The organism is Pseudoalteromonas sp. T1lg48 (assembly GCF_002964785.1).
Classification (GTDB): Bacteria; Pseudomonadota; Gammaproteobacteria; order Enterobacterales; family Alteromonadaceae; genus Pseudoalteromonas.
Genome location: NZ_PQCC01000013.1, coordinates 21,685 through 45,604 on the forward strand (window position 1 = coordinate 21,685; position 23,920 = coordinate 45,604).

Here is a 23,920-nt window from a genome sequence, read left to right on the forward strand (position 1 = left end):
ACTTGCCGCCACTTTTTTAAATCGGTATAAAAAATAATTACTTATTTAAAGGAGCGCCCATGCAACCCCATGAACATCGGCTCTTAACCGACTTTATTGAGTTTCCTGAAACTGAAATGCAGGCCCGTGCCGACGAATTTCTGGCAACCTCAAAACGCCGCCACAGTATTCGCAGCTTCAGTGACCGCCCGGTGGCCAAAGAGCTAATCGCCACCTGCATCAAAGCCGCGGGGACCGCGCCCAGCGGTGCCAATCACCAACCCTGGCACTTCGTTGCCATTGAGTCGGCGCAGATCAAAAAGCAGATCCGCGAACAAGCCGAGCAATTGGAACGTTCTTTCTACGAAGGCAGGGCCGGCCAGGAGTGGCTTGATGCCCTCAAACCATTGGGAACGGATTCACAAAAGCCCTATCTAGAACATGCACCCTGGCTGATTGCGGTATTCAGTCAAAAGAAAGGCGGGATACACAGCGAAGACAAGGGCACCAACTACTATGTGCACGAATCGGTAGGCCTAGCCACCGGCTTTTTAATTCAGGCCTTACATCGAAGCGGACTTGCCACCCTCACCCATACGCCCAAGCCCATGAGCTTTCTTACCGATATTTGCGGACGCGATAGAGACAATGAACGCCCCTACATGCTGATTATTGCCGGCTACCCGGGCGAGGATGCGACCATTCCTGAACATGCGTTGCAGAAAAAGTCGCTCGACGAAATAGCTACGTTTTTATAGCTGGTTGGGCTGTGCCTCCACGGCGATTTCATCGCCGGGGCGCAGGCCGCTGAGAACCTCAACCTGATCGCCAATCACTCGTCCAAGGCGCACATAGCGACGTACCAGCTGCTGATTCTCCACCACTAAGACCATATCGAGCTGGCCGTAGCTGTGCACCCACTGCGGCGAGATCATCACCGCCTCATGCTGAGGCAAAGGCAACTGTAGCTGGGCATAAAGACCGGGCAGCAACTGCGCATTTTTAGGGGCCGCCATGCGCACCAGCAGCGAGCGCGAGGCGCTGTCGGCGGCGGGCACGATTTCCACCAGCTCTGTGGCCTCGCTGACACCCAACGCCGGGACCTCCACCTGACGCATATCGCCCAAGCGCAGATTGACCGCCTGGCGCTCACGCACCGCAAATTCCAGCTGGAGTTGCTGCGGATTATAGATGGCCAGCAAATCGCGCCCCGGTGTGGCGGTGTCGCCCGGCTCGGCAAAGCGCTCTACCACGCGCCCGGAAATGGGCGCGGTAATGGTGGCATAACTCAGGGCTACTTGTGCCTGTTGCTGGCGCTGCCTCGCCTGCTGCAAGCTGGCGGATAAATTATCATGATTGGCGGTGGCCGCATCGATATCACTTTGCGCAATGAGCCCCTGGGCAAAAAGCTCCTTGGCACGCTGCAATTGCTTTTGCGCCTGGGTAAACGACGCCTGCAGCGCCTGCACCTGAGCCTTAGCCTGTTGCAACTGAGTGGTCAGTTCTTGTTCGTCGAGACGGATCAATACCTGGCCCTGCTCCACCATATCGCCGGCACGCACGGTAATTTGCTCAATTTGTGCCATTACCCGTGCCGCCACCTTGGTATTTTGCTGGGCAATCACCTGCCCGGGTACGGCCTCATAAGCGACCACCGACTCACTGCCAACGCGCTGGGTTGGCCCGCTATAGGGCGCGGGCGCCTGTTTTGTTCCCGGCGCCAGATGTTGATCCAGCACCCCGGAAAACCAAATAATCGCAGCGACTAAGAAGCCGACCACAAGGACAATCACTAACTTAGGTTGCATGCGTGTGTTCCTCATCAGCAAAAACCAGGTAGTACACTAGTGGCACCACCAATAAGGTAAATAGAGTGGAGGCAATAATGCCGAAAATAATGGCAATGGCGAGACCGCTGAACACAGGGTCAAACACAATCACTATGTTGCCCAACAAGGTGGTACCCGCGGTCAACAACACCGGACGCATACGCACTCGTCCAGCGGTCACCAATGCCTCCTTAATGGCCATGCCCTGGGCCCGAGCCTGGTTAATAAACTCAACCAAAATGAGCGAGTTACGCACCACTATGCCGGCCAGGGCTATCATTCCTATCATGGCCGTGGCTGTGAATAAAACCGGCTCCGGCGCACCGGCAACCTGGCGCTCGCCAAACTGATTCAGCAGCCAGAAGCCGGGCATAATGCCGATCACGGTCAAGGGAATGGCCGACATGATGATCAGGGACAAACTCATGGAGCGGGTTTGCACACGCAAGAGCACCAAAATGGCCGCAAGGGCAAAGGCAAAGGCAATGCCCATATCGCGAAAGACATCTATGGTAATTCGCCACTCGCCTTCCCCGCTAAAGGAGAGATCCACGCCCGGGGGCAACTGCCAGGATGCGGTACCTCCGGGGCTAAAGAAACTACGTTGCTGCCAAGGTACTGTGTCCACGTCTTCGCTGCCCTGATCGGCACTTAAGTCGGCGATCACTTCCGCCGGGGTTCGCCCGTTGAGCTCGGCGGTGACATAGATCACCCGGTTTAAATCCTTGCGCATTATCGCCTGCGGGCGCGGTTGCAGCTGAAACTCACCGACCTCGGATAAAGGCACCAGGGGTTGCGGTGCACTCACCAGGCCGAGATCATTACTGGTCTGGCTAATTTGCCTTTGCCCCTTCACCTGCAAGGCCAGTAAATGAGCCTGGTCGCGCTGGGCATAGGGAAGCGAGACGCGAATGGGCAACATTTTTGCTTCTTCGGTCACATACAGGGCACCTACCTCCTTGCCCTGCACCGCCACCGTTAAGGCATCGACCACATCGGTTGTACTCAAGGCCGACAGCGCCGCCTTGGTTTTGTCGGTGACAAAACGCAGCTGTTGCTGCTGACGCTCCAAGGTGCTATCCACCTCCACCACATGGGGTTCCTGGCGCAAACGCTGAGCTATTAACTCGGCGCCAAGACGATGCTGGTGCTCGGTGACAAAAGGCTCGGCATAAACTTCGGCGACCAGGGTGCTGAGTACAGGCGGCCCGGGCGGCACTTCAATCACCTTGATACTGACGCCGTTATTGGCCAATGGCGCCAATTGCTGGCGCAAACGTAACACCACCGCATGGGACTGATGCTGACGTTCGGTTTTGTCGCGCAACAGGATGCGTAACTCTCCCAGGTGTTCACCATCACGGCGATAATAACCGCGCACCATGCCATTAAAGTCCATGCTTGATGGCTGACCGGCGTAAGCGGCTATGGTTTGCACCTCGTTCAACTGCCAGCTCAGCGCCTGAACCTTGCTCAGCAGCGCCGCGGTATCCTCCAGCGACGTGCCCTCGGGCATATCCACTAATACCTGTACTTCGCTCTTATTGTCGTAGGGCAATAGTTTTAACGGCACCGCACGTAGCAGTGGCAAACAGGCGCTGAGCACAAACAAGACCAGTACCACCAGCAGCATGATCTTGGCACGACTGCGGCGCAGTAAAAAGTAGTCCAGCATCCGGGTATAGAGATTGGCGGCCTGAGCTTGTTCGGTCTCCTCATCGCCCTTGGGTTTCAGGATTTTCATCGCCAGCCAGGGGGTCACAAAAAACGCCACCAGGGTAGAAAGTGCCACGCTTATTGGCACGTTAAAGGCCATGGGCGCCATATAGGGCCCCATCATCCCGGTAATAAAGGCGAGTGGGAAAAAGGCCACCATAATGGTCAGGGTCGACATCAACAAGGGCGTGCGAATCTCCGCCATGGCCGCGACGATCCTATCCTGCACACTGCCTTGATGGCTAAAGAAGCGGCTGATGTTATCGATACCGGTGATCGGATCATCCACCAACAAGCCCAACGCCAAGATCAAGGCAAACAGGGTCACTCGGTTAATGGTGTAGCCAAAGGCCCAGTCAAAACTCAGGGTCAGGCCGTAACAAATGGGCAGGGCCAAGGCGATCACTATGGCCGGACGCCAACCCAGGAATACACCAATAAAGAGCACGACCGTGACTATGGCAAATACCAGACTGGCCCCCAGGTTATTCACCTTTTCATTGGCGGTTTGGCCATAGTCTCGCAGCGTTACCACCTTGACCTCGAGGGGCAAGAGTTCATCTTGCAACTGCTGCATTAGCTCATGAACATCGCGGGCCACCGCCACGGCATTGGCACCGGCCTGTTTGGCCACGCTTAGGGTGACCATGGGTAACTGGGGCTGGCCATCCTGGGTTTGCAGCCATTGATAATGCTGTGCCTCACCAGGCCCATCAATTATGCTGGCAACGCTATCAAGGCGCACCGCCTGACCATTGACCACGTTCACCACCAGGGATTCAAGCTGCTCCAGTGAGCGCAAGGCATCGCCCCCTTGCACTTGCAGGCGCCAATGACCTTGAGCGTCCTTGACCGTGCCCACGTCCCGTAATTGATTGGCAACGCTCAAGGCATAAAGTACATCCGAAATCGTTGTTTTGTGGGCATTCAGGGCAGCGCTGTCGAGATAGATATTGGCGGTGCGGGTACGCCCGGTGATCACCTTAACTTCACTGGTGTCTTCGAGCCGCTGTAATCGCGTGGCCAGTTCTTGCGCCATGCGGGTCAGTTGATAATCGTCGTATAGCTGCGGCGCTGTGCTGTATAGCCCCAGCATGACGATGGCCACGTCATCCACTTCTATGGGTTTAATTTGCCACTGACGTACCACCGCCGGCATGGTGTCCTGATAGGCATAGAGCTTGGCATAGGTGTCGATCAGAGCCTGTTCGCGGGAATGCCCCACCTCGAAACGTAAGGTGCTGACCAGGCCGCCATTTTGGGTGGCCGAATAGATATGCTTGACGCCCTTGATCTGCGCCAGCAGCTTTTCCAGCTCCACGGTGACCAGGCGTTCGACCTCGGGCGCCTCGATATTGCTGACATCAACCAGGATATCAAACATGGGTACGACAATTTGCGGCTCTTCTTCGCGGGGCGTTTGCTGCAGCGCGAAGGCGCCGGCCACCAAGGCGATAATAAAGATAAACAGCGGCAAAGGCCCACCCAGACTGGCCCTCACGCCCCGATCTAACCAACGCATGGCCTACTCCTCACAAAAGAGCGTGTACAAGGTATTAAGCACGGCTCGTACCTGGTCGTTGCATAAGCGGTAGTAAATGGTCTGGCTCTCGCGTCGAGTGCTGACAATGTGCTCCTGCCTCAATACCGCCAAGTGCTGCGACAAGGCCGACTGGCTTAAGGGCACGCTTTCATTAAGCTGGGAGACGCTGAGCTCGCCTTGTTGCAGGCAGCAAAGGATCATCAGCCGATTTTTGTTGGCCAGCAGTTTTAATAAGGCTTGCGCCTGCTCGGCATTGTCCGCCATTTTCATCAGGTCCACTGAATATCCCCGGTTATAGCTAGAGAGTTTTAGTATAGGAAACTAGTATAGAAGCTCATATTAGCAAAGTCTAATATTAACCATTGCTAATTTAGGTTTTTCTAATATAATTGAATTGTACAAATTACCTTCAAGGGGCTTGCCATGAAAATACCCGCCGCACTCAGACTAATCGCTGGCATCATGATTTTATTGTCGCTATTGTTAACTTACCTGGGCGGCCCGATGTGGCTGTGGTTTACCGCGTTTATCGCCGTTAACCTGATCCAATCGGCATTTTCCGGCTGGTGCCCAATGATGGCTCTACTTCGCAAATTAGGCATGGAGGAATAATATGCTCACCCCAATCCCAGACTTACTAAAAACCATAGTGCCCAAACAACGCTGTGTTGACGCGCAACAAGCCAAGGCGGAGCTGGCCGAGAACCACGGTCTGTTAATCGATGTGCGTGAGCCTGCGGAGCACGCCACCAGAGCGGCCACCGGTGCCATTAATATTCCTCGCGGCGTGTTGGAAATGAAACTGATGGAAATTGAAAAAGACGCTGCCCGTCCCATTTACCTGCACTGCGCCAGTAGTGCCCGGGCGACCTTGGCCGCCGAGCAGCTCACCCGTGTCGGTTATGAAAATGTGACGGTGATCAGCTGTAAGGCCGAAGAGGTGTGCAACGTATTCTAGCCATACTTGTCACCGAACAGTAACACTGGTCCGATAAGCTCTGCATATTAAAAAAATAATAGGTACAAACCAATGCAGTTTACTCGTAGACGTTTTTTAAAGGCTTCGGCAGCGGGATTTGGTGCTGCCGTTCTATCTCTCGGCTTAAGCGGCTGTGTCTTCGACGGCGATAATGACGAAGAATACCTAGACGTGAGCTTTGATCACGGCGTCGCCAGCGGCGATCCTCTTGATGACAGCCTGATCATCTGGACTCGTGTGACTCCCAAAGACCCATCGGTTACCCGCGTAAAGGTGCAGTGGCAAGCGGCCACCGACGCCAACTTTCAATCCCTGGTACATGATGGCCAAACCGAGGTGAGCGCGGATACCGACTTTACCCTTAAGGTCGACCTGCAAGGCCTGGATGCCAACACCACCTACTACTATCGCTTTATTTCCTATGGCGTTACCTCGGCTACCGGCAAGGGCAAAACCCTCCCGGTGGGCGACGTAGATCAGGTTAAGCTGGCGGTACTTTCTTGCGCCAATTACCCGGCCGGCTATTTCCATGTGTATGCCGAAGTCGCCAAGCAGGAGAATCTGGATGCAATCCTGCATTTGGGCGATTACATCTATGAATATGGTGCCGGCGGCTATGCCAGTGAAGACGCAGCCGCCCTTGGCCGCGAACTGGCCAGCGATAATAACGACGAAATTATTACCCTGGACGACTACCGTAAACGTTACGCCCTGTATCGCCAGGATGCGGATCTGCAGGCGGCGCACGGCCATTGCGCCTTTATCACCGTCTGGGACGACCATGAGATCAGTAATGATACCTGGCACAGTGGTGCCGAAAACCATGATGATTCGGAAGGCCCGTTCGAAGAGCGAAAAATGCAGGCGCTGCGTGCCTATTTTGAATGGATGCCAATCCGCAATGTGGCCGACAAAGAAAAAATCTATCGTCGCTTCGACTTCGGCAACCTGGTTTCTTTGTACATGCTCGATACCCGCGTCTTGGCACGTGATGAACAACTCAGTTACAACGACTTCGATCTCACCACGGCCGCAGGTCAGCACGATTTCGCCAGCGCCATTGGCGCTCCGAGCAGAGCCCTGCTCGGTGGTGAGCAGCTTACCTGGCTCACCGACGGCATCACCACCTCCAACCAGCAATGGCAAGTCCTCGGTCAACAGGTGTTAATGACCAAGATGCATCTGCCCGCCGAGGTCATGATGTTATTGGCCGCGGTGCAAAGCACCCTGGCTCAAGGTGGCGACACCGCCCCGTTACTGGCTCAGGCCAATACCCTGTTTGCCGAGCTGGCTCAGATCAAGGGCCGCATTTTAGCCGGTGACCCCAGCGTCACTGATGCCGAGCGTGCTCGTGTAGAAACCGTATTGCCTTATAACCTGGATGCCTGGGATGGCTATGCCTATGAAAGGGAAGTGATTTTAGGCACTGCCCTGGCAACGCAGAAGAACCTGGTGGTACTGGCCGGTGATACCCACAACGGCTGGGCGGGGCAACTGCGTACCGACGCCACCAACCCCGTCGCCGGTGATCAGGCCGCCGGAGTCGAGTTTGCTACCGCATCGGTGTCCTCGCCGGGTATCGAAGAATATTTGTCATTGAACACGCAAGACCCGCAAGCCATTGCGCAAATGGAACAGGTTATTGCCCTGCTGATCGATGATCTAAGCTACAACAACCTGGTAAACCGTGGCTTCCTGACCGTGACCTTCAGTGCGACCGCGGCGCAGGCCCAATGGCATTACGTTGATACCATTAAGGCACGCGCCTACCAGGTCAGCGCCGAGCGTGGCCAACAACTACAGATGCTGGCCGGCAACCCTCAGCTGCTACCACTGAGTTAAGTCTTTGATGAAGTCTCGGACGATGCCGTAGGCGTGGCCTTCGGCTGTTGCTCAAGGCGCGCCAAACGCGCGTCTATGCGCTCTACCGCATCGAGCAGGCGCTCCATTAGCGCCTGTTCATCCTCATTAGCACGGTCCTTGGCTGCGCTTTGCGCACTATTGTGATTGCCCAGCTGCGCCGCCGCCCGTTCTTTTTGCGTTAAAATCGCTTCGCGAAACTGCTGCGCATCCACCACCCCGAGCAATGACACCAGGGCGCCCGGGCCAGACTGACCCGCGGTTTCAAAACTTAAGCGATACAAACCGAATACCCGCATCAGCGGGCCCTGGGTCATGGCGACATCGGTTATTTTATCGAGGGGAATGGATTTCTCTTCGCGCACCCAGATACCGCGTTTAACCACCAGCTTCTTTTCGCTCAAGGTTGCCGACATCGCCGCCAAAATACGCCCGCCTAACCACCACACCAGAACCGCAACTATAGGCAGCAAGACAATGCCGAAGAGGGTGACGGTGGCTACCAACAACCAGATGGTCAGCCAGTATTGCTTTACCCTTGGGTCAAACTGGGCGCTATTTAGAATCGTTTCACTACTCATCGCGAAGCTCCAAACGGTAGTCGAACTCATAATGATGCACGCCCTGGTCGATGCGAATACGCATCACCCCAGACAAGCCACGCAACTCGCCGCTGGCGGAATCCGGTACCACCTCCAGGACAAGCCGATCCTGCCCCTGATTCATGGTGCCAAAGTGCTGCAGCACAAAGCTGCCCTTTCTGCCGTCCAAGGTGCCGGTGACCTGCTCAATGGCGACGTAACCGGCGGAGCCCTTCACCACTGTCATGGCGCTCAGCATCTCCCCCTGACTGATGCCATGCAGGTCACCACTGAAGGTCTTGTCTATCGACATGCGCCCTAGATTAATGCCGTCGACGCCTGTGGCATAGGCATCCTGGGGGTTGAGTGTCACGGTAAAGGTGCCGATCGCGTTCATAAATAAACCTGTTAATGATAGTTTTCTTTTTATTAGTATATAAAAAAAGCCCACAGTTCAATGTGGGCTTTGTAATACTTATTCGAGGTTCCGTCGCAGCTCTTTAATATGTGCGCGCTGCTTGGCGTCAAGCTGAGTGTTGGCCTGCCATTGCAGCCACTGTTTCAGGGCGATGGACATCTGCAGGGAGTAGTCGAGCGAACGCCACTGCTTGGTATCATCATCGACATAATTGGGGGCATTGCTGTCGTGCATCAGGTTCACCTTTTGACCCTGCTCATTCTCTACCATCATATTAAACGGCTCTCCGGCGCCCACATTGGTAAAGTAAGTTGCATCCACGGTGTCAAACGCCACCTGGTACTTCACTTCGGCGCTGTCGCCGCCTCTGTCTATGCCGGCACGGGTGCTGCTGATCAGCGGCGCCACACATTGATGGGTTTGATCGCCGGAAAACTGGGATAACAAGGGCGGCGTATCGAAGTTTTTATCAGGTACCGAAGCGGTGCCATGGCAGGACATGCAGGAGCTGTTGCTGTTGTCGGCGGGACCATTAAGGCGCTGATTGCAGCCCAGATGGCCGGGCGCTCGCATGCGTCCTGAACCGGCGTATTTGTTCAGTTCATCCACGCTGTCCCAAATAATTACCGCTTCTTGAAAGCCATTTTCACGGGGTGCCTGAGGGTAACTGATGGCATAGTGACCGGCGGGCGGTGTGTCGTTGCCCCACATCATGCCAAGCAGGCTGATGCGCTGCCACGGGTTTTTCTCTTTCGCTTTACGCAGGCCATCGGCCACGAAGGTGCCATACACCCAACCGGTATCGCGGGCACGGCTGTCTTTGACAGCAAAATCGAATTGCAGCAGTTTGACATCACCCCATTGGGCATAACTGCGCGGACATTGCTGGCTTTCTTCCTGTAAGGTGCACTCGTGACGCGTATTATCGCTGGGCTTACAAGCGCAAAAAGCCGGATCGGAAATATTGGCATCCCAGCTGGGCATATTGGTCAATATCGGCAACTGCGCCACGGTCGAGGTATTAAATAACGGCTTAGCGATCACCGCGCCCTCGTCAAAACGAATGTTTTCGCTTGGCACCTTAGCACTGCCGTCTTGCCATACTTGTCCTAGGGTATAAGCGGCGGTCGCATTGTAAATGGCCACCGCCCACATGGTGGACTGATCGGTCCCGGTGCCCGCCTGCACTGAGAAGGTCACCGGCGCTTCGCGGGTTAAGCCATGGGTAAATTCCCGACCTGACATGGCATCATAGGTTTGAAACGGCATATGAAACCAGGGGCGCACTTGGTTTTCACACACATCGAAATCTTCCCGACCTTGGCGCTGCACATTACCGGCAAGAATATAATCCATCACCGCCTCACTGTAGGCCAGCGCCAGCTTATACTTGTCTTTAGCACTGGTGCCCTCTGCAAACAGGGCGTCGAAGCGTTTATCCCGCCAGGCCTGCGCCTGTTTATCGTCAACCGGCTGAGCGGGAAAGGCATCGGATAGCTGAAAAACGGGGCCACCATAGGCCTGGTTAGGTACATTGGTCAGTGTCTGCCCCGCCCACATTTGCTGAAAGTTCGGGTCCTGCCAATAACTGGGGTACTGGCCCTGGCAGGTATTGATGGATTGATATTGCTGCTTGTAAATAGGCTCGTTAAGCCAATCGGCCAGTGCCGCGGTACTGGTTAAAGAGAAGGCGGCCACTAAAGTACACAGGGCACGAGATGCAGGGTTAAGCTGCTTCATCATAATTCCTTTTTATTAGTTAATTATAAATTGTTAGCTATTAAAGCTTAGTCGCAAAAATAAAAAGCGTTATTACATTTGCTTACGCCGCTCTGCGTTGTCTTCGCCAAGTCCTTTCCCATGCCCAACTTATATTCACTGCTACCTTGCTCTGATACACTCAAATGGATAATTCAATATGGGACTCCCATGGCTGCATCCAATAACGAAAAAAGTGCACTGCGTCACCTAAGACCGATTTTCCGTTTTCTTTTGCCTTACAAATGGGTGGTGGCCGCAGCGCTGTTTGCCTTGGTGCTCACCGCCGGTATTAACCTTTCTTTGGGTCAGGGCTTAAAACAGGTGATAGACCAGGGCTTTATCGCCGGCTCCATGGAACAGCTGCGCGGCTCGGTGTTGTTACTGATCGGCTTAATCGCCCTGATGGCGGAGGCATATTTTGCCGCTTTTACCTGATGTCCTGGCTGGGCGAACGGGTCAGTAGCGATCTGCGCAAAGCGGTGTTTGCCCGTATTCTCGCCTTACACCCCAGTTATTTTGAAGAAAATCGCAGCGGCGAGATCATGTCGCGCCTGACCACGGACACCACCTTGCTGCAAAGCATAGTCGGCTCGTCCTTATCCATGGCCCTGCGTAGCACCCTGATGCTGATCGGCGGCGTCATTATGCTCTTTATTACCAATGTGAAACTTACCCTGATCGTACTCTTATGCGTGCCTATGGTGCTGCTGCCCATGAAACTCTTTGGCCGCAGGGTACGAACACTGGCCAGCAGCTCTCAGGATGCCATTGCCGATATCAGCACCTATGCCGGTGAGGTAATGCAAAACATTAAAACGGTGCATAGTTTTAATCGTCAACGCAGCGAGCTGGCCGCCTTCGACGGCGAGGTCGACAAGGCCTTCGCGGTCGCCAAAAAACGTATTATGCAGCGCTCTTTTCTGATCGCCTTTGTGATCTTTATTAGCTTTTCCGGCATCAGCTTTATGCTCTACAGCGGCGGTGTCGATGTGCTCAGTGGGCAGATGTCCGGCGGTGAGCTGGCGGCCTTCGTGTTTTACGCCATTGTCGTGGCCATGGCCGTGGGCACGGTGGCCGAAATTTATGGTGAGCTGCAAAGGGCCGCGGGCGCGGCCAAGCGCCTGCTCGAATTACTTGAAGTGCACAGCGATATTATCGACCCGGCACAGCCCCAATCTGTGAATACCCAAACTCAGGCGGCGGTTATCGAGTTTAACGACGTGAGCTTTCATTATCCCTCGCGCCCATTGCAAAGCGCCTTATCGGCCTTTAACTTACATATTGCCCGCGGTGAGACGGTGGCCATAGTCGGCCCTTCCGGCGCCGGTAAAAGCACCTTATTTGAATTACTGCAACGCTTTTACGATGTCAGTACCGGCAACATTCGCCTGCATGGCGTGGATATCCGCGACCTCACTCTACATGATATTCGCGCCCAGATGGCCATGGTAGCGCAGCATCCGGTGTTATTCAGCGCCGACGTTTATCACAATATCGCCTACGGCAAAGAAGGAGCCACGCAGGACGAGGTCACCGCTGCCGCCAAACAGGCCTTTGCTGATGAATTTATTAACCAGCTGCCGGATGGCTATCACAGCTTTTTAGGGGAACGCGGGGTGCGCTTATCAGGCGGGCAAAAACAACGCATCGCCATTGCCAGGGCCATACTCAAAGATCCGGACATTCTGTTACTTGATGAGGCCACCAGCGCCCTCGATGCGCAAAGCGAACACCATGTACAGGCGGCATTAACCGAGTTGATGAAATCGCGCACGACACTGATCATCGCTCATCGCTTAAGTACCGTGATGCACGCCGATCGTATTGTGGTAATGGATCAGGGGAAGGTGGTTGCCAGCGGCGATCATGCTAGCTTAATGCAACAATCGCCGCTGTATCAGAAACTCTGTGAGCTGCAGTTTAATCAGCCCAGTGCCTCTGTTTAGTTTTGTACGTTAGGTACGATTTGAATTTCCACGCGACGGTTTAGGGCGCGGCCATTGGCCGTGCTGTTATCGGCGATAGGACGGCTTTCACCATAACCCTGGGTGCTGATACGCGCCGCCAGGATCTGGCTGTTCACCAGGTAGTTTTTCACACTCAGAGCACGCTGCTCAGACAGGTTTTGGTTGTATGCGCTGGCGCCCGTGCTGTCGGTGTGACCCTGTACGCTTAGGTAGGTTTTCTCATACTTGTTCATCACGCTGGCGATGGCATTCAGGGTGTCATGGAAACCACTTGAGATATATGACTGATCGGTAGCAAAGGTGATGTTTGAAGGCATTACCAGGCGAATGTTATCGCCCTCACGTACAACTTCAACACCGGAACCGGCAAGCTCATCACGGAACGCCTGTTCTTGATTATCCATGTAGTTACCTACCGCGGCACCCGCTAGTGCACCGATGGCGGCACCAATGAAGATACGCTTATCGTCGTGATCGCCTGTGGCCTTACCTAATACCGCACCGACACCGGCACCGATCCCTGCCCCTTTTTGCGTATTGGTTGCCTGACAGCCCGTTAACAACAGCGCCACTGAGGTTAGCGCCACAACCGGAGTCAAAGTGTTTACTCGTTTAGCCATGATTTATTTTTCCTATATTAATCCTATTCCGTGATGGTAACAGATTTGCATGAACTGGCGGTTAAAATGGTGCCAGTAAAAAGCACTTATTGCACTAATTTCAATGATTTTATTACGATTAATAACCGGGGATGGGTGGTAGTGCGTAGGGTTTAACCAGTTCCGTTAGCTGACCCTTTTCGGCCATGGCGCGATACAGTGAGGTAATTTGCTTCGCCCTGACGGTACTGGCAAATTCACTGCTGTAGGCCATATGCCCAAAGATCGAGTCTTGAAAGTGATAAGGCTGCTTAATTAACTGGTGTACGGGCTGTTGTAATATGCTCATGGCATGATCGGCGGTCTCTTCAACACCGATAAACAAATCAACCCGCTTCTTTAACAGCATTTGCACCGCTACCTGCTCCGAGGTTACCGGCACCTTGATAATATCCTGGTCTTTATCAAAGCGCGCAAAGTGCGCCGCCCCACGCATCACCGCGATGCGTTTGCCGTGAAGATCCTCGTAGTCGGTGATGTCGAGGTCACTGGCGCGCAACGAGTAAAAGCGAAATGACGAGCGCAGTGCCATATAGGCGGGTGTGACAAAGGTCAGCTCTTCATCTCGCTGTTTGGTGCGAATAAGGCCGCCCATGATATCAACCTCATTTTGCTCCAGCATATGCACACAGCGTGAAAAGGGACAGGGCACAACCCGAACCTCAAGCCCAAGCTCCTCGGCGATGGGGGCCAAGATATCGAGCAGCAGACCGCGAGCCTCTGGGCCATCGGTGTAACTGTAGGGGGGAGCATGATCCATGGCGATGGTAATGGTGCTGACTTGCGCACCGGCCATGGGGGTAGAAAGCAATAATATTAATGGCACCCAGAACCATGCGCGCATCATCATAACAACCTCAATGCTGTTGCAACCAAATGGAACACATCTATAGTGTCACATAATCTACATAAGCTTTTAGTATAATGAAACAATGAAATTGTTATCCATCTTTTATCAGTTCCTGTTGCTAGGCTGCACCAGTTTCGGCGGCCCTGCGGCACACCTGGGTTACTTCCAACGTCACTTTGTAGAAAATAAAAAGTGGCTGAGTCAGCAGCAGTACGGACATTTTATTTCCCTGAGCCAATTACTGCCCGGACCGGGGAGCTCACAGGTGGGCTTTGCCATTGGTGTGGAGCGCGCCGGTTTAGCGGGGGGCATCGCCGCCTTTATCGGCTTTACCCTGCCCTCCATGCTGATCATGGTGCTCCTGGCGCTGGGAGCACAACAGCTGCCCTGGGCCACCGGTGGCCTTATCACCGGGCTGAAACTGTTTGCCGTGGTGATCGTCGCCGATGCGGTATTTAGCATGAGCAAAAGCTTTTGTCGCACCTGGCAGACCCGGGCTCTGGCGTTACTCAGCGCCGGCACCTTAATTCTCATGCCCAGCCTCTATACTCAGTTGCTGATCTTAGTGCTGGCGGCAGTCTGGGGAGCGTGGCGGTTACAACCCTTTAGCGACGAAGATGCCAATCCAGCCGCGCAAGACAAAGCTGGCGGACTTAGTAAACTGCCGCTATTACTCTTTGCCCTGCTTTTTATCTTGAGTTTCGCCGCCAGCGGAGAACTATGGCAACTCGGTGCACAGTTTTATCAAGCCGGATCTCTGGTGTTTGGCGGCGGTCATGTGGTGCTGCCCTTACTCGATACCATTTTGACCGATGTCGATGCCGATAGCTTTTTAACCGGCTATGCGGCGGCGCAGGCCATTCCCGGTCCCATGTTTACCTTTGCAACCTATCTCGGTGCGGTATTGGCGCCATCAACGCCCTTATTAGGCGCCTTAATAGCGACCCTGGCCATTTTTATACCCGGCTTTTTGTTGGTGCTTGGCTGCGCCCGTCACTGGCAAGCGCTGATGAGCAACCCGGTGCTTGCCGGCGTCAGTACCGCGATCAATGCCACCGTGGTCGGTTTTATCTTGGCGGCGCTCTATAGCCCCATTATTCCAGCCGGATTAACGCACTGGTGGTATGTTGTTTTTGTTGCCTTGGGTTGGTGGCTGCTGCAACGCTATAAGCCGCCGGTGCTCATGCTTATCGCCACTTTTGCGGCGCTGGGACTGCTGCTGGAGCAACTGCCTAGATGATGGAGTTGGCTGTAAAGCCTTTATGGAAAGTACCTAGATAGCCCATCTCGCTGGGCTATCCAGGTTAAATACTTGAAGCTACCCAGTTAGCTGGAGCCATTCATTTGCCCGCTCACGCTCTGATAAGGCTTGAGTGCGAAGATGGGCAATACCGCCAACAGGTGGTCCATAATTTCCGCCTGAATATGCTCGTATGAGATCCACCGTTTGTCGGCACTAAAACAGTAGAATTCGATGGGCAGACCATGGTTCAAGGGCTGTAACTCACGCACCATCAGCGTGAGGTCCTTATTGATACGATCGTGCTGTTTCAGGTAGCCCTCGGCATAGCGGCGAAACAAGCCCAGGTTAGTTACCTTATCGGGCAAGGACGAAGTATTGATATAGTCGGGCAACTGCAATGTGTCGTTAATACTTTGCTGCAGTTCGTCGTCGGCAATGCGTATGCTGTTCATATCAATGTTTAACGAGCGCTTGATACGACGTCCCCCAGACTCCTGCATGCCGCGCCAGTTTTTAAATGAACCGGAGACCAGAGTATAAGTCGGTAAAGTGGTAATGGTGTTGTCCCAGTTGCGCACCTTCACGGTATTCAAACCCAGGTCGATCACCTCGCCGTCCGCGCCATAGCTGTCAACCTGGATCCAGTCACCGTAGGTTACCAAACGATTGGCCGCTATCTGGATGCTGGCCACAAAGCCCAAAATGGTGTCCTTAAACACCAACATGGTTACCGCGGCGATGGCACCGAAGCCGGAAATAATATAGGTAGGCGAGCGTTCCAGCAGCAGGGCAAAAATTAAAATTGCACAAATAATAAAGGTGATCAGTTTCACCAACTGGATCAAGCCCTGAATCGGCACCTCGCGTGAGAATTCGAATTGGTTGTAAACGGCGCCACCAATACTCACCAGGCTGCTGACAATAAAGCCACCGTAAACGATCAGCAGAATCTTCACACAGGAATTCATAATATCCAGGTAAAGTTCGGGGATCTGGACCACAGTTTGGAAGGAAGCCAGGAAGGCGACACAGCAAATAAATGCGGCCAAACGGCGGTTCAATTTAACCAACAGCGGTTTCAATGCCGAGGTCCGCCTTGGGGCAAGGCGCATCATCACGCTTTGCAGCGCCGGCAGCATTAAGCTACTGAGAAAGAAGTACAACAGGATTATGGCCAACAGACCAATTCCCGCCGCTGAAATCGTGCCTAGCAGCTCCGCGCGCTCGGTGTCGGCAAATAAGGGCTTAAGCAATTTTTGTAAATGACTTTGGGTCATACCTGAGTTACACCTTAGGCTATGCCTTTCCTGTGTGATCGGCTACTTTAGCGCAGTCGGCCGTGACAATGGGTGCTTGTTGCTGGGCGATAAGCGCATCCTTGGCCTGCCAAATCTCGTTTAATTGTTGTTGAAACTCCACCCGAAACGCCTTGTCTTGCTGATAGTCTCCGATCAGCTGAGGGGCTATGTCACGCACCTTGACCTGTAAATCTATCTGCATCAGACGCCCAAGCATAAAATCACGACAGATATGAGTTCCCTGTGATTGATAGCATAGTGTGGCATCGAGCAAGCCGTCAAACTGCTCTCCTAACACCTGTAAGGCAAAGGCGATGCCGCCGGCCTTAGGCTTTAGCAAATACTCAAACGGACTAAGTTGGCGCTGCTTCTTACCCGGGGTAAAGCGTGAGCCCTCAACAAAATTAACGATACAGGACGGGTATTGCTTGAAGTTATGACAACTGCGCTTGGTACGCTCCACATCCATGCCTTTTAACTTGGGGTTCTTGGCGATCTGCTCCTTGCTGGCCCTTTTCATAAAGGGCATGCCCATGGCCCAGGCTCCGCTGCCGATAAGGGGGACGTATTTTAGTTCATCCTTAAGGAAAAACTTCGGCGCCGGCAGCTCGGTAACCGCGCTAAGCACGACGATATCAAGCCAGCTTAAGTGATTGGCAATAAGCAGATACCAGGCCTTGGGGTCAACTTCACCATCGAAGCGCACATTAATGCGCTCGCAGCCCAGTTGCAACGCCAGACGATTGCCAAGGCGCCAACCACTATAGGCCCAATGCAAGACCACTGTGGTGGCATAAAACGGCAAGATAAATTTGAGCAGCCCAAGGACAAAGACGATTACTCCCCAAACCAAGGTATTGAGCAACAATAAACAGGTGGCCAGACTCCCTACTAACCATTTGGGTAATAATCGTTTCAGCATAATTAGTTCCTATTCTGCTGCACTAACTGCTTCAGGGTCGAGTCTTTTTCTTGCCAGATGGCGTTAAGATGTTGCTGAAACTCTACGCGAAATGCACTGTCGTTGCTATAGTCGCCAATCAGTTGCGAGTCCAACGGGCGCACTTCCACATGCACCACCACCTCTTTCACCTTACCCCCGGCAAAATCCATAAAGGTAGGAATACCGCCCGGGTAATGAATGGTGACATTCACTATTTTACTGATCTGCTCACCCATGGCCTGCAACACAAAAGCGATACCACCAGCCTTGGGCTTAAGCAAATGATTGAATGGGCTGTTTTGGCGCTGATGCTTGGCGTCTGTGTAGCGAGTCCCCTCAACAAAGTTGACGATGGACACCGGCATTTCCTTAAACTTTTCACAGGCCTTGCGTGTGGTTTCTATGTCTTTGCCACGCAATTTAGGGTTTTTCTTCAACTGCGACTTGCTGGTTCGTTTCATAAAAGGAAAATCCAGCGCCCACCAAGCTAGGCCTAAAAATGGCACATATAGGAGTTCTTTTTTCAAAAAGAAGTTTAAAAACGGGATACGACCACGAAAGATGCGCTGCATGACCAGGATATCGACCCAGCTTTGGTGGTTGGCCACCAGCAGGTACCAGTCTTTTTTGCGTAACTGTTCTAGGCCGGTCACCTTCAGTTTATAGGGAGTGATGAGCTTTTGGTTTATGGAATTACAGGCAACCCAGAAGCTGGCCAGGGTTTTCGCCAAGGCACTCATGGCCTTTTGCCAGGGCTTAATGGGGATCAGTTTTAGCACACCACACAGAACTATGGGGAGAAACCAAAATAAGGTGTTCAGGGTATATAAGCCAATACTCAAAATTTGCCGAATTAAAGCAACCACTGCACGCAAAACAACTTTCCTATTGGGTATAAAAAACAAGCGCTAATGATAGCGCTTTTTGTCTTTAACGGAAAAGGGTTCTGTTGCCTTCTGGCAACAAACCCAGACTAGTCTTCAAAGTAGGTATAGCCGCTCAATCCGTGATTTAGCTCATCCAGATAGCTTTGCTTAAGCGCCGCGTCTATATCCAAGGCAGCCACTCGCTGCTGATAACGTGCCGCCAATACTTCACTATCGTAATGGACGAATTTTAATACGTCCTGAACACTGTCACCCTTGAGTTCATTGGTCAGTCGGTACTCATCACCGTGCAGTTCCACATGCACCGAATCAGTGTCACCAAACAGATTGTGCAGGTCGCCCAGGATCTCCTGATAGGCGCCAACCATAAACATGGCAATATGGTATTGCTGTCCAAACTCGTAGCGCGGAATGGGCAGGCTGGCCTCAATGCCGGCACCGTCGACATACTCACGAATTTGTCCGTCCGAATCACAGGTAATATCCTGAATAATCACGCGCTGCTCCAGCGGCCTATCCAGATGCTCGATGGGCAACACAGGGAACAACTGACCGATACCCCAGACATCCGGCAATGACTGGAACAATGAGAAGTTTACAAACAGCTTATCTGCCAGCTTTTCGTTCAGCTCGTCGATCACCTCGCGATGGGCGCGGGCCGACTCGCTCAAGCAACCACGCACCTTATGCAGGGTACGGAAATACAACTGCTCTACCAGTGCCCACTGCTCTATGCCCAGCATGCCGTGGACATATTGGGCATGAGCCTCGCTGAACAGATGCATGGCATCGTGGTAGCTCTCAATGGCCATTCTGGCATTGACCCCGGCGCAGGTTTGCTGCATTTCCAATACCACCTTGGGCAGCTCTGCATCGGCGGCGATCGTCACCTCATTATTGGGCGCTTTTTCCACGTCCACCACATCGGTGATCAACACCGCATGGTGCGCCGTTAAAGCCCGGCCTGATTCGGTAATAATGGCCGGATGGGCCAGCCCATTGGCATCACTCACTTCGGCAAAGGCGGCCACCACGTTTTTGGCATACTCTTCAACCGTGTAGTTCATCGAACAACTGCTGCGCGAGCCCGAACCTTCATAGTCGACGCCCAAGCCGCCGCCCACATCTACGGTTTTCAATGGCACACCCATTTGGCACAACTGCGCATAGTGGCGGGCACATTCGGTGAGCGCCCGTTGGATATCGCGAATATTGGCGATTTGCGAACCGATATGAAAATGCACCAGCTCCATTAAATGCAGCTTATTGTGTTTCTTTAAGGTCTCTACGGCCTGCAGCACCTGAGAGGCGGTCAAACCAAATTTACCACGTTCGCCACCGGTGTTTTGCCACTTGCCCTTACCCACGGAATTAAGGCGAATACGAATGCCGATTGGCGCTTCTAGGGCCATGGCGTCCATTTCTCTGATCAGTGCATCAAGTTCGGACAGCTTCTCGATGACAATATTGACCTTGTGACCGGTAGCCTGGCCGATCAAGGCCAGGCGCATAAACTCGCTGTCTTTGTAGCCATTACAGACTATGGTGATGTCTTTTCCGGCCAAACCGAGAATGGCCATTAGCTCGGGCTTGGAACCGGCCTCTAAGCCGACCTGGCCACTGTTGTGCGCCAACAACTTGGAGACAACCGAGCGCTGCTGGTTTACTTTAATAGGGTACACGCAGGTATAGTCACCTTGGTAGTCCTTGGCGGTTTTGGCCTGACTAAAGGCAGAAATCAAACGCGATGCACGATGCTGCAAGATATCGGTAAAACGCACCAACACCGGCAAGGTCAGGCCTTGCTCTTTAAAACGTTCGACTAAGGCATTTAACGCCAAACCGGGTTTGCTTTTATCACCATCGGGATAAGCAACCAGCTCGCCTTGCGCGTTAATATCAAAGTAGCCATCGCTCCAATGACTGACGTTATAAACGGACTGAGCGACCTGATAACCCTCGGGTTGATCTGCCAGGGGACCCCTTTCCATACTGTACTCTCAATATTGAACCAACAATTTGTCGCTAGTTTAATATCTCTTATTGCCACTAGCGAATAGAAAATCACATAAATGCAGCTAAAATTTGATTGAGCATTGCCCTGCGCACTGGCAAAATTGCGCTTCTCATTTATTGGTGATTATTTAACACATGACAAGTTTAGATAAAAACCACTGGTTTACCGAAATCAGTGACCGTGATGGCAGTGCTTTTTCACTGCGCATCAACAAATTACTTGAAGAAAAACAGTCTCCCTTTCAGCATGTTGCCATGTATGAAACCACCGACTTTGGCAACCTGATGATCATTGACGGCTGCACCATGGTGAGTACTCGCGAGAATTTCTTTTACCATGAAATGATCGCCCACCCAGCGCTGTTCAGCCACCCGAATCCGAAAAACGTGGTGATCATCGGCGGCGGCGACTGCGGTACCCTGCGCGAAGTGCTTAAGCACGACAGTGTAGAGTCGGTCACGCAAATCGATATCGATGAAGTGGTTACCGAGATGTCGCTGAAGTATTTCCCTGAGCTATGCAGCTCAAACCAGGACCCACGCGCCACCCTTTTATTTGATGACGGCATCAAGTACATGCGCGAAGCCGCGCCCGAGTCTATCGACGTGGTCATTGTTGACGGCACGGATCCGGTTGGTCCGGGTGAAGGCCTGTTCAACCACGCCTTCTACCAAAGCTGTTTGAAAGCCTTGCGCCCCGGCGGTGTGCTGGTACAGCAAAGCGAAAGCCCGCTGATGCATATGCCATTACTACTGGAGATGCGCGGTGCGATGAAGGAAGTCGGCTTTGGTGCCTTGCAGACCTTGCCATTCCCGCAGCCTATTTACCCATCGGGTTTGTGGTCGGTAACCCTGGCTCGCAAAGGCATGGGTTTCGACGGCTTCCGCGCCTGCGATCCACAAGCGCTACAAACCGAGTACTATACTCCGGGCATTCATCAGGGCGCCCTGAGTGAGCCGCCATTTATGGCCAAGGCCTTCGCCAGCGAAGCGAAATAAAAGAAAAAGGCGAGCTCGACTCGCCTTTTTTAATGTCATCCTAGGCGCCCGCCTTTGAATACGTATGCAACTTCTATGTGATCGCCCCCCGTTCACCTTACTCTAAGATTTCTCTTAGACGTTATACCAATTCTGTTAAGTATGTGAGCAGAGATAGCGCTGGATAAATGATGTGAGAACAAGGCGGAGTTTTTCTTATGTAGTTATTCTACATAGAAAAATTCCAACGCAGTGAGCACGATATTTAGCCCGCTAGAATGATTAGCTATTTAAGTGAATTGGTATTCCATAACCAGGCGAGGTCAATCTCAGCCTAACCATGGGTATTACCAGGACAAGTCAATGCGCGTATTTATCCCTTTGCTTTTGGCATCGCCATTAGCGCTGGCAAAAACCGTGAGCGTCAGCTCTCCCGACGGCCAGATCCAATTTTCCTTAAGCGATGAAGGTGCCCCAAGTTACCAGGTCACCTTTGCCGGTAAGCCGGTAATTAACTCATCCAAACTGGGTTTTTATTTTAAGAACGAAGCGCCACTGCGTGACGACCTAGTGATCAGCAACACGCAAATCCAAAGCGTCGACCAAAGCTGGCAACAGCCCTGGGGTGAGCAACGCCTTATTCGCGATAATCACAACGAACTGGCGGTTACCTTTAGCGATGAAAACGATGCCAGCCGCAGCTATACGGTGCGTGTACGTGCCTTTAACGACGGCCTGGGCTTTCGTTATGAATTAGAAGGCAAAGAGCGCCCCGACTACCAGATCACCGATGAGCTCACCGAGTTCGCCCTGGCCGGACAAAACAACGAAGCGCTGTGGATCCCGGCCCGAGGCTGGAATCGTTACGAGTATGTGTATAAGCGCACCGACGCCAGCGAGGCGGCCCATGTTCATACGCCCTTTACCCTGAAAATGGGCAATGGCGTCCATATCAGTATTCATGAGGCTGCCCTGGTCGATTATGCCGGCATGACCCTAAATCAGCGTCGTCCGGGTATTTTTAAAGCCGATTTAACGCCCTGGTCAGACGGCATTGCGGTGAAAACCGAAAACGGTTTCACCACCCCCTGGCGTACCATTCAAATCGCCGATAAGGCCACCGGGCTACTTAACTCGCACCTGATCCTCAACCTCAATGAACCGAATAAACTCGGCGATGTATCCTGGGTTAAGCCGGGTAAATACGTGGGTATCTGGTGGGGCATGCATATCAATGAAAACACCTGGGGCAGCGGTGAAAAACACGGCGCCACCACAGAAAACACCATTGAATACCTGGACTTTGCCGCCAAATATGGCTTCGATGGCGTGCTCGTTGAAGGCTGGAACGAAGGCTGGGACGGCGACTGGTTCTTTAATGGCGATGTCTTTAGCTTTACCAAAAGCTATGATGATTTCGACCTGGCCGCCATTGCCAAACACGGTAAAAAGGTCGGTGCGAAGCTGATCGGTCATCACGAAACCTCGGGCAATGTCAGCAACTATCGTAACCAGATGGAAGACGCCTTTAAGCTCTATCAGAAACATGGCGTAAGCCAGATCAAAACCGGTTATGTTGCCGACGGCGGCAATATCAAACGCATCGATGAGCAGGGTATCGCCCGCTACGAGTGGCACGACGGCCAGTTTATGGCCAACGAGTACCTCTATAACATCGAGCTGGCGGCCAAGTATCAGCTCAGCATCAATACCCATGAGCCGATTAAAGACACCGGCCTGCGTCGCACCTACCCGAACTGGATCACCCGTGAAGGGTCGCGCGGTCAGGAATTCAATGCCTGGGGCACGCCGCCTAACCCACCTGCACATACGCCCATGCTGGCCTATACCCGCATGCTGGCGGGGCCAATGGACTTCACTCCGGGGATCTTCGATATGGGCTTTAACGGCTTAGGCGCCGATACCAACCGCCCGCAAACCACCCTGGCGAAACAGCTGGCCCTGTATGTGGTGCTCTACAGCCCGGTGCAAATGGCGGCGGATTTACCCCGTAACTATCTGGCCAAGCCGGATGCCTTCCAGTTTATCCAGGATGTGCCCACCGACTGGGAGCTTAGCCAGGCCATTGCCGGTGAAATGGGCGAATACGTGGTTTTTGCCCGTAAGGAGCGCAAGCGGGATCACTACAGTGGTCAGGACTGGTACCTGGGCGCCATTACCGATGGCGAGGCCCGCAAGGTCGATATCAAGCTCGACTTCTTAGAGCCGGGTAAGCGCTTTGAGGCGCAGATTTATGCCGATGGCGAGGATGCAGAATGGGTGAATAACCCCTACAGCATGGCTATCAGCAAGCAGATGGTCACCAGCAAAGACCAGCTTACGCTTAAGCTGGCGCCCAGCGGTGGTACAGCGATTCGCTTTAAGGCCCTGGACTAACAACGAACGAAAAAGC

Annotated in this window: 19 protein-coding genes and 1 pseudogene; 8 read left to right on the top strand and 12 right to left on the bottom strand. The window is 53.1% G+C overall.

Translation table 11 applies throughout. The features are described 5' to 3' along the window. Positions 1-59 precede the first annotated feature (59 nt). Positions 60-737 carry a nitroreductase family protein gene (locus C2M29_RS08890; RefSeq protein ID WP_105189450.1) on the top strand — a complete coding sequence of 226 codons (678 nt, stop codon included), beginning with the start codon at positions 60-62 and terminating at the stop codon, positions 735-737. On the opposite strand, the gene C2M29_RS08895 is transcribed toward C2M29_RS08890, so the two are convergent. Genes C2M29_RS08895 through C2M29_RS08905 form a run of 3 tightly spaced genes read right to left on the bottom strand, consistent with a single transcriptional unit; the run spans position 732 to position 5,337 of the window. Continuing rightward, a complete protein-coding gene (locus C2M29_RS08895) occupies positions 732-1,787 on the bottom strand; it encodes an efflux RND transporter periplasmic adaptor subunit (protein WP_158684693.1) in 1,056 nt (351 codons plus the stop codon). The genes C2M29_RS08890 and C2M29_RS08895 overlap by 6 nt on opposite strands. Then, the gene (locus tag C2M29_RS08900; protein ID WP_105189452.1) at positions 1,777-5,046 is read right to left on the bottom strand and encodes an efflux RND transporter permease subunit; all 3,270 of its coding nucleotides are present in this window, start codon (positions 5,044-5,046) and stop codon (positions 1,777-1,779) included. The genes C2M29_RS08895 and C2M29_RS08900 overlap by 11 nt, the downstream gene beginning before the upstream one ends. Before the next feature lie 3 nt (positions 5,047-5,049). After that, on the bottom strand, positions 5,050-5,337 hold the full coding sequence (locus C2M29_RS08905) for an ArsR/SmtB family transcription factor (RefSeq protein WP_233998397.1): 288 nt from the start codon (positions 5,335-5,337) through the stop codon (positions 5,050-5,052). Positions 5,338-5,490: 153 nt separating this feature from the next. Between C2M29_RS08905 and C2M29_RS08910 the strand changes: the two genes are divergently transcribed. The 3 genes from C2M29_RS08910 (at position 5,491) to C2M29_RS08920 (ending at position 7,888) form a co-directional block, all read left to right on the top strand. Continuing rightward, a complete protein-coding gene (locus C2M29_RS08910; protein WP_105189454.1) occupies positions 5,491-5,679 on the top strand; it encodes a YgaP family membrane protein in 189 nt (62 codons plus the stop codon). Position 5,680: 1 nt separating this feature from the next. Continuing rightward, the gene (locus C2M29_RS08915; RefSeq protein WP_105189455.1) at positions 5,681-6,025 is read left to right on the top strand and encodes a rhodanese-like domain-containing protein; all 345 of its coding nucleotides are present in this window, start codon (positions 5,681-5,683) and stop codon (positions 6,023-6,025) included. Between the two features lie 72 nt (positions 6,026-6,097). Continuing rightward, complete coding sequence (locus tag C2M29_RS08920) at positions 6,098-7,888, top strand: alkaline phosphatase D family protein (RefSeq protein WP_105189456.1); 1,791 nt, start codon at positions 6,098-6,100, stop codon at positions 7,886-7,888. Here the strand turns inward: C2M29_RS08920 and C2M29_RS08925 are convergent. From C2M29_RS08925 to C2M29_RS08935, 3 genes are all read right to left on the bottom strand, one after another. Beyond that, positions 7,885-8,487: a PH domain-containing protein gene (locus C2M29_RS08925; RefSeq protein WP_105189457.1), complete on the bottom strand. Its 603-nt coding sequence runs from the start codon at positions 8,485-8,487 to the stop codon at positions 7,885-7,887. The genes C2M29_RS08920 and C2M29_RS08925 overlap by 4 nt on opposite strands. Continuing rightward, on the bottom strand, positions 8,480-8,884 hold the full coding sequence (locus tag C2M29_RS08930; RefSeq protein ID WP_105189458.1) for a DUF3224 domain-containing protein: 405 nt from the start codon (positions 8,882-8,884) through the stop codon (positions 8,480-8,482). The genes C2M29_RS08925 and C2M29_RS08930 overlap by 8 nt, the downstream gene beginning before the upstream one ends. A 78-nt stretch (positions 8,885-8,962) precedes the next feature. Continuing rightward, positions 8,963-10,648 carry a hypothetical protein gene (locus tag C2M29_RS08935; protein WP_158684694.1) on the bottom strand — a complete coding sequence of 562 codons (1,686 nt, stop codon included), beginning with the start codon at positions 10,646-10,648 and terminating at the stop codon, positions 8,963-8,965. Positions 10,649-10,834: 186 nt separating this feature from the next. On the opposite strand from C2M29_RS08935, the pseudogene C2M29_RS08940 reads away from it, so the two are divergent. Further along, positions 10,835-12,612: pseudogene (locus C2M29_RS08940) on the top strand (ABC transporter transmembrane domain-containing protein). On the opposite strand, the gene C2M29_RS08945 reads toward C2M29_RS08940, so the two are convergent. Both C2M29_RS08945 and C2M29_RS08950 read right to left on the bottom strand, forming a co-directional pair. Further along, positions 12,609-13,253 (bottom strand): OmpA family protein, encoded by a 645-nt coding sequence (locus C2M29_RS08945; protein ID WP_105189460.1) that lies wholly within the window; start codon positions 13,251-13,253, stop codon positions 12,609-12,611. The pseudogene C2M29_RS08940 and the gene C2M29_RS08945 overlap by 4 nt on opposite strands. A gap of 118 nt (positions 13,254-13,371) precedes the next feature. Further along, positions 13,372-14,142 carry a substrate-binding periplasmic protein gene (locus tag C2M29_RS08950; RefSeq protein WP_233998395.1) on the bottom strand — a complete coding sequence of 257 codons (771 nt, stop codon included), beginning with the start codon at positions 14,140-14,142 and terminating at the stop codon, positions 13,372-13,374. 82 nt (positions 14,143-14,224) lie between these two features. Here C2M29_RS08950 and chrA point away from each other — a divergent pair, with 82 nt between their 5' ends. After that, positions 14,225-15,382 (top strand): chromate efflux transporter, encoded by a 1,158-nt coding sequence (chrA, locus tag C2M29_RS08955; RefSeq protein ID WP_105189461.1) that lies wholly within the window; start codon positions 14,225-14,227, stop codon positions 15,380-15,382. A gap of 86 nt (positions 15,383-15,468) precedes the next feature. On the opposite strand, the gene C2M29_RS08960 is transcribed toward chrA, so the two are convergent. The 4 genes from C2M29_RS08960 to speA form a co-directional block, all read right to left on the bottom strand. Next, a complete protein-coding gene (locus C2M29_RS08960; RefSeq protein WP_105189462.1) occupies positions 15,469-16,662 on the bottom strand; it encodes a mechanosensitive ion channel family protein in 1,194 nt (397 codons plus the stop codon). Between the two features lie 19 nt (positions 16,663-16,681). Continuing rightward, on the bottom strand, positions 16,682-17,605 hold the full coding sequence (locus tag C2M29_RS08965) for an acyltransferase (protein WP_105189463.1): 924 nt from the start codon (positions 17,603-17,605) through the stop codon (positions 16,682-16,684). A gap of 2 nt (positions 17,606-17,607) precedes the next feature. Further along, positions 17,608-18,501, bottom strand: coding sequence for an acyltransferase (locus tag C2M29_RS08970; RefSeq protein WP_233998396.1), 894 nt, complete (start codon positions 18,499-18,501; stop codon positions 17,608-17,610). A gap of 98 nt (positions 18,502-18,599) precedes the next feature. Next, positions 18,600-20,504 (bottom strand): biosynthetic arginine decarboxylase, encoded by a 1,905-nt coding sequence (gene speA / locus C2M29_RS08975; protein WP_105189464.1) that lies wholly within the window; start codon positions 20,502-20,504, stop codon positions 18,600-18,602. Between the two features lie 160 nt (positions 20,505-20,664). On the opposite strand from speA, the gene speE reads away from it, so the two are divergent. Continuing rightward, complete coding sequence (gene speE / locus C2M29_RS08980; RefSeq protein ID WP_105189465.1) at positions 20,665-21,528, top strand: polyamine aminopropyltransferase; 864 nt, start codon at positions 20,665-20,667, stop codon at positions 21,526-21,528. Positions 21,529-21,870: 342 nt separating this feature from the next. Next, a complete protein-coding gene (locus C2M29_RS08985) occupies positions 21,871-23,904 on the top strand; it encodes a glycoside hydrolase family 97 protein (protein ID WP_105189466.1) in 2,034 nt (677 codons plus the stop codon). Positions 23,905-23,920: the final 16 nt, after the last annotated feature.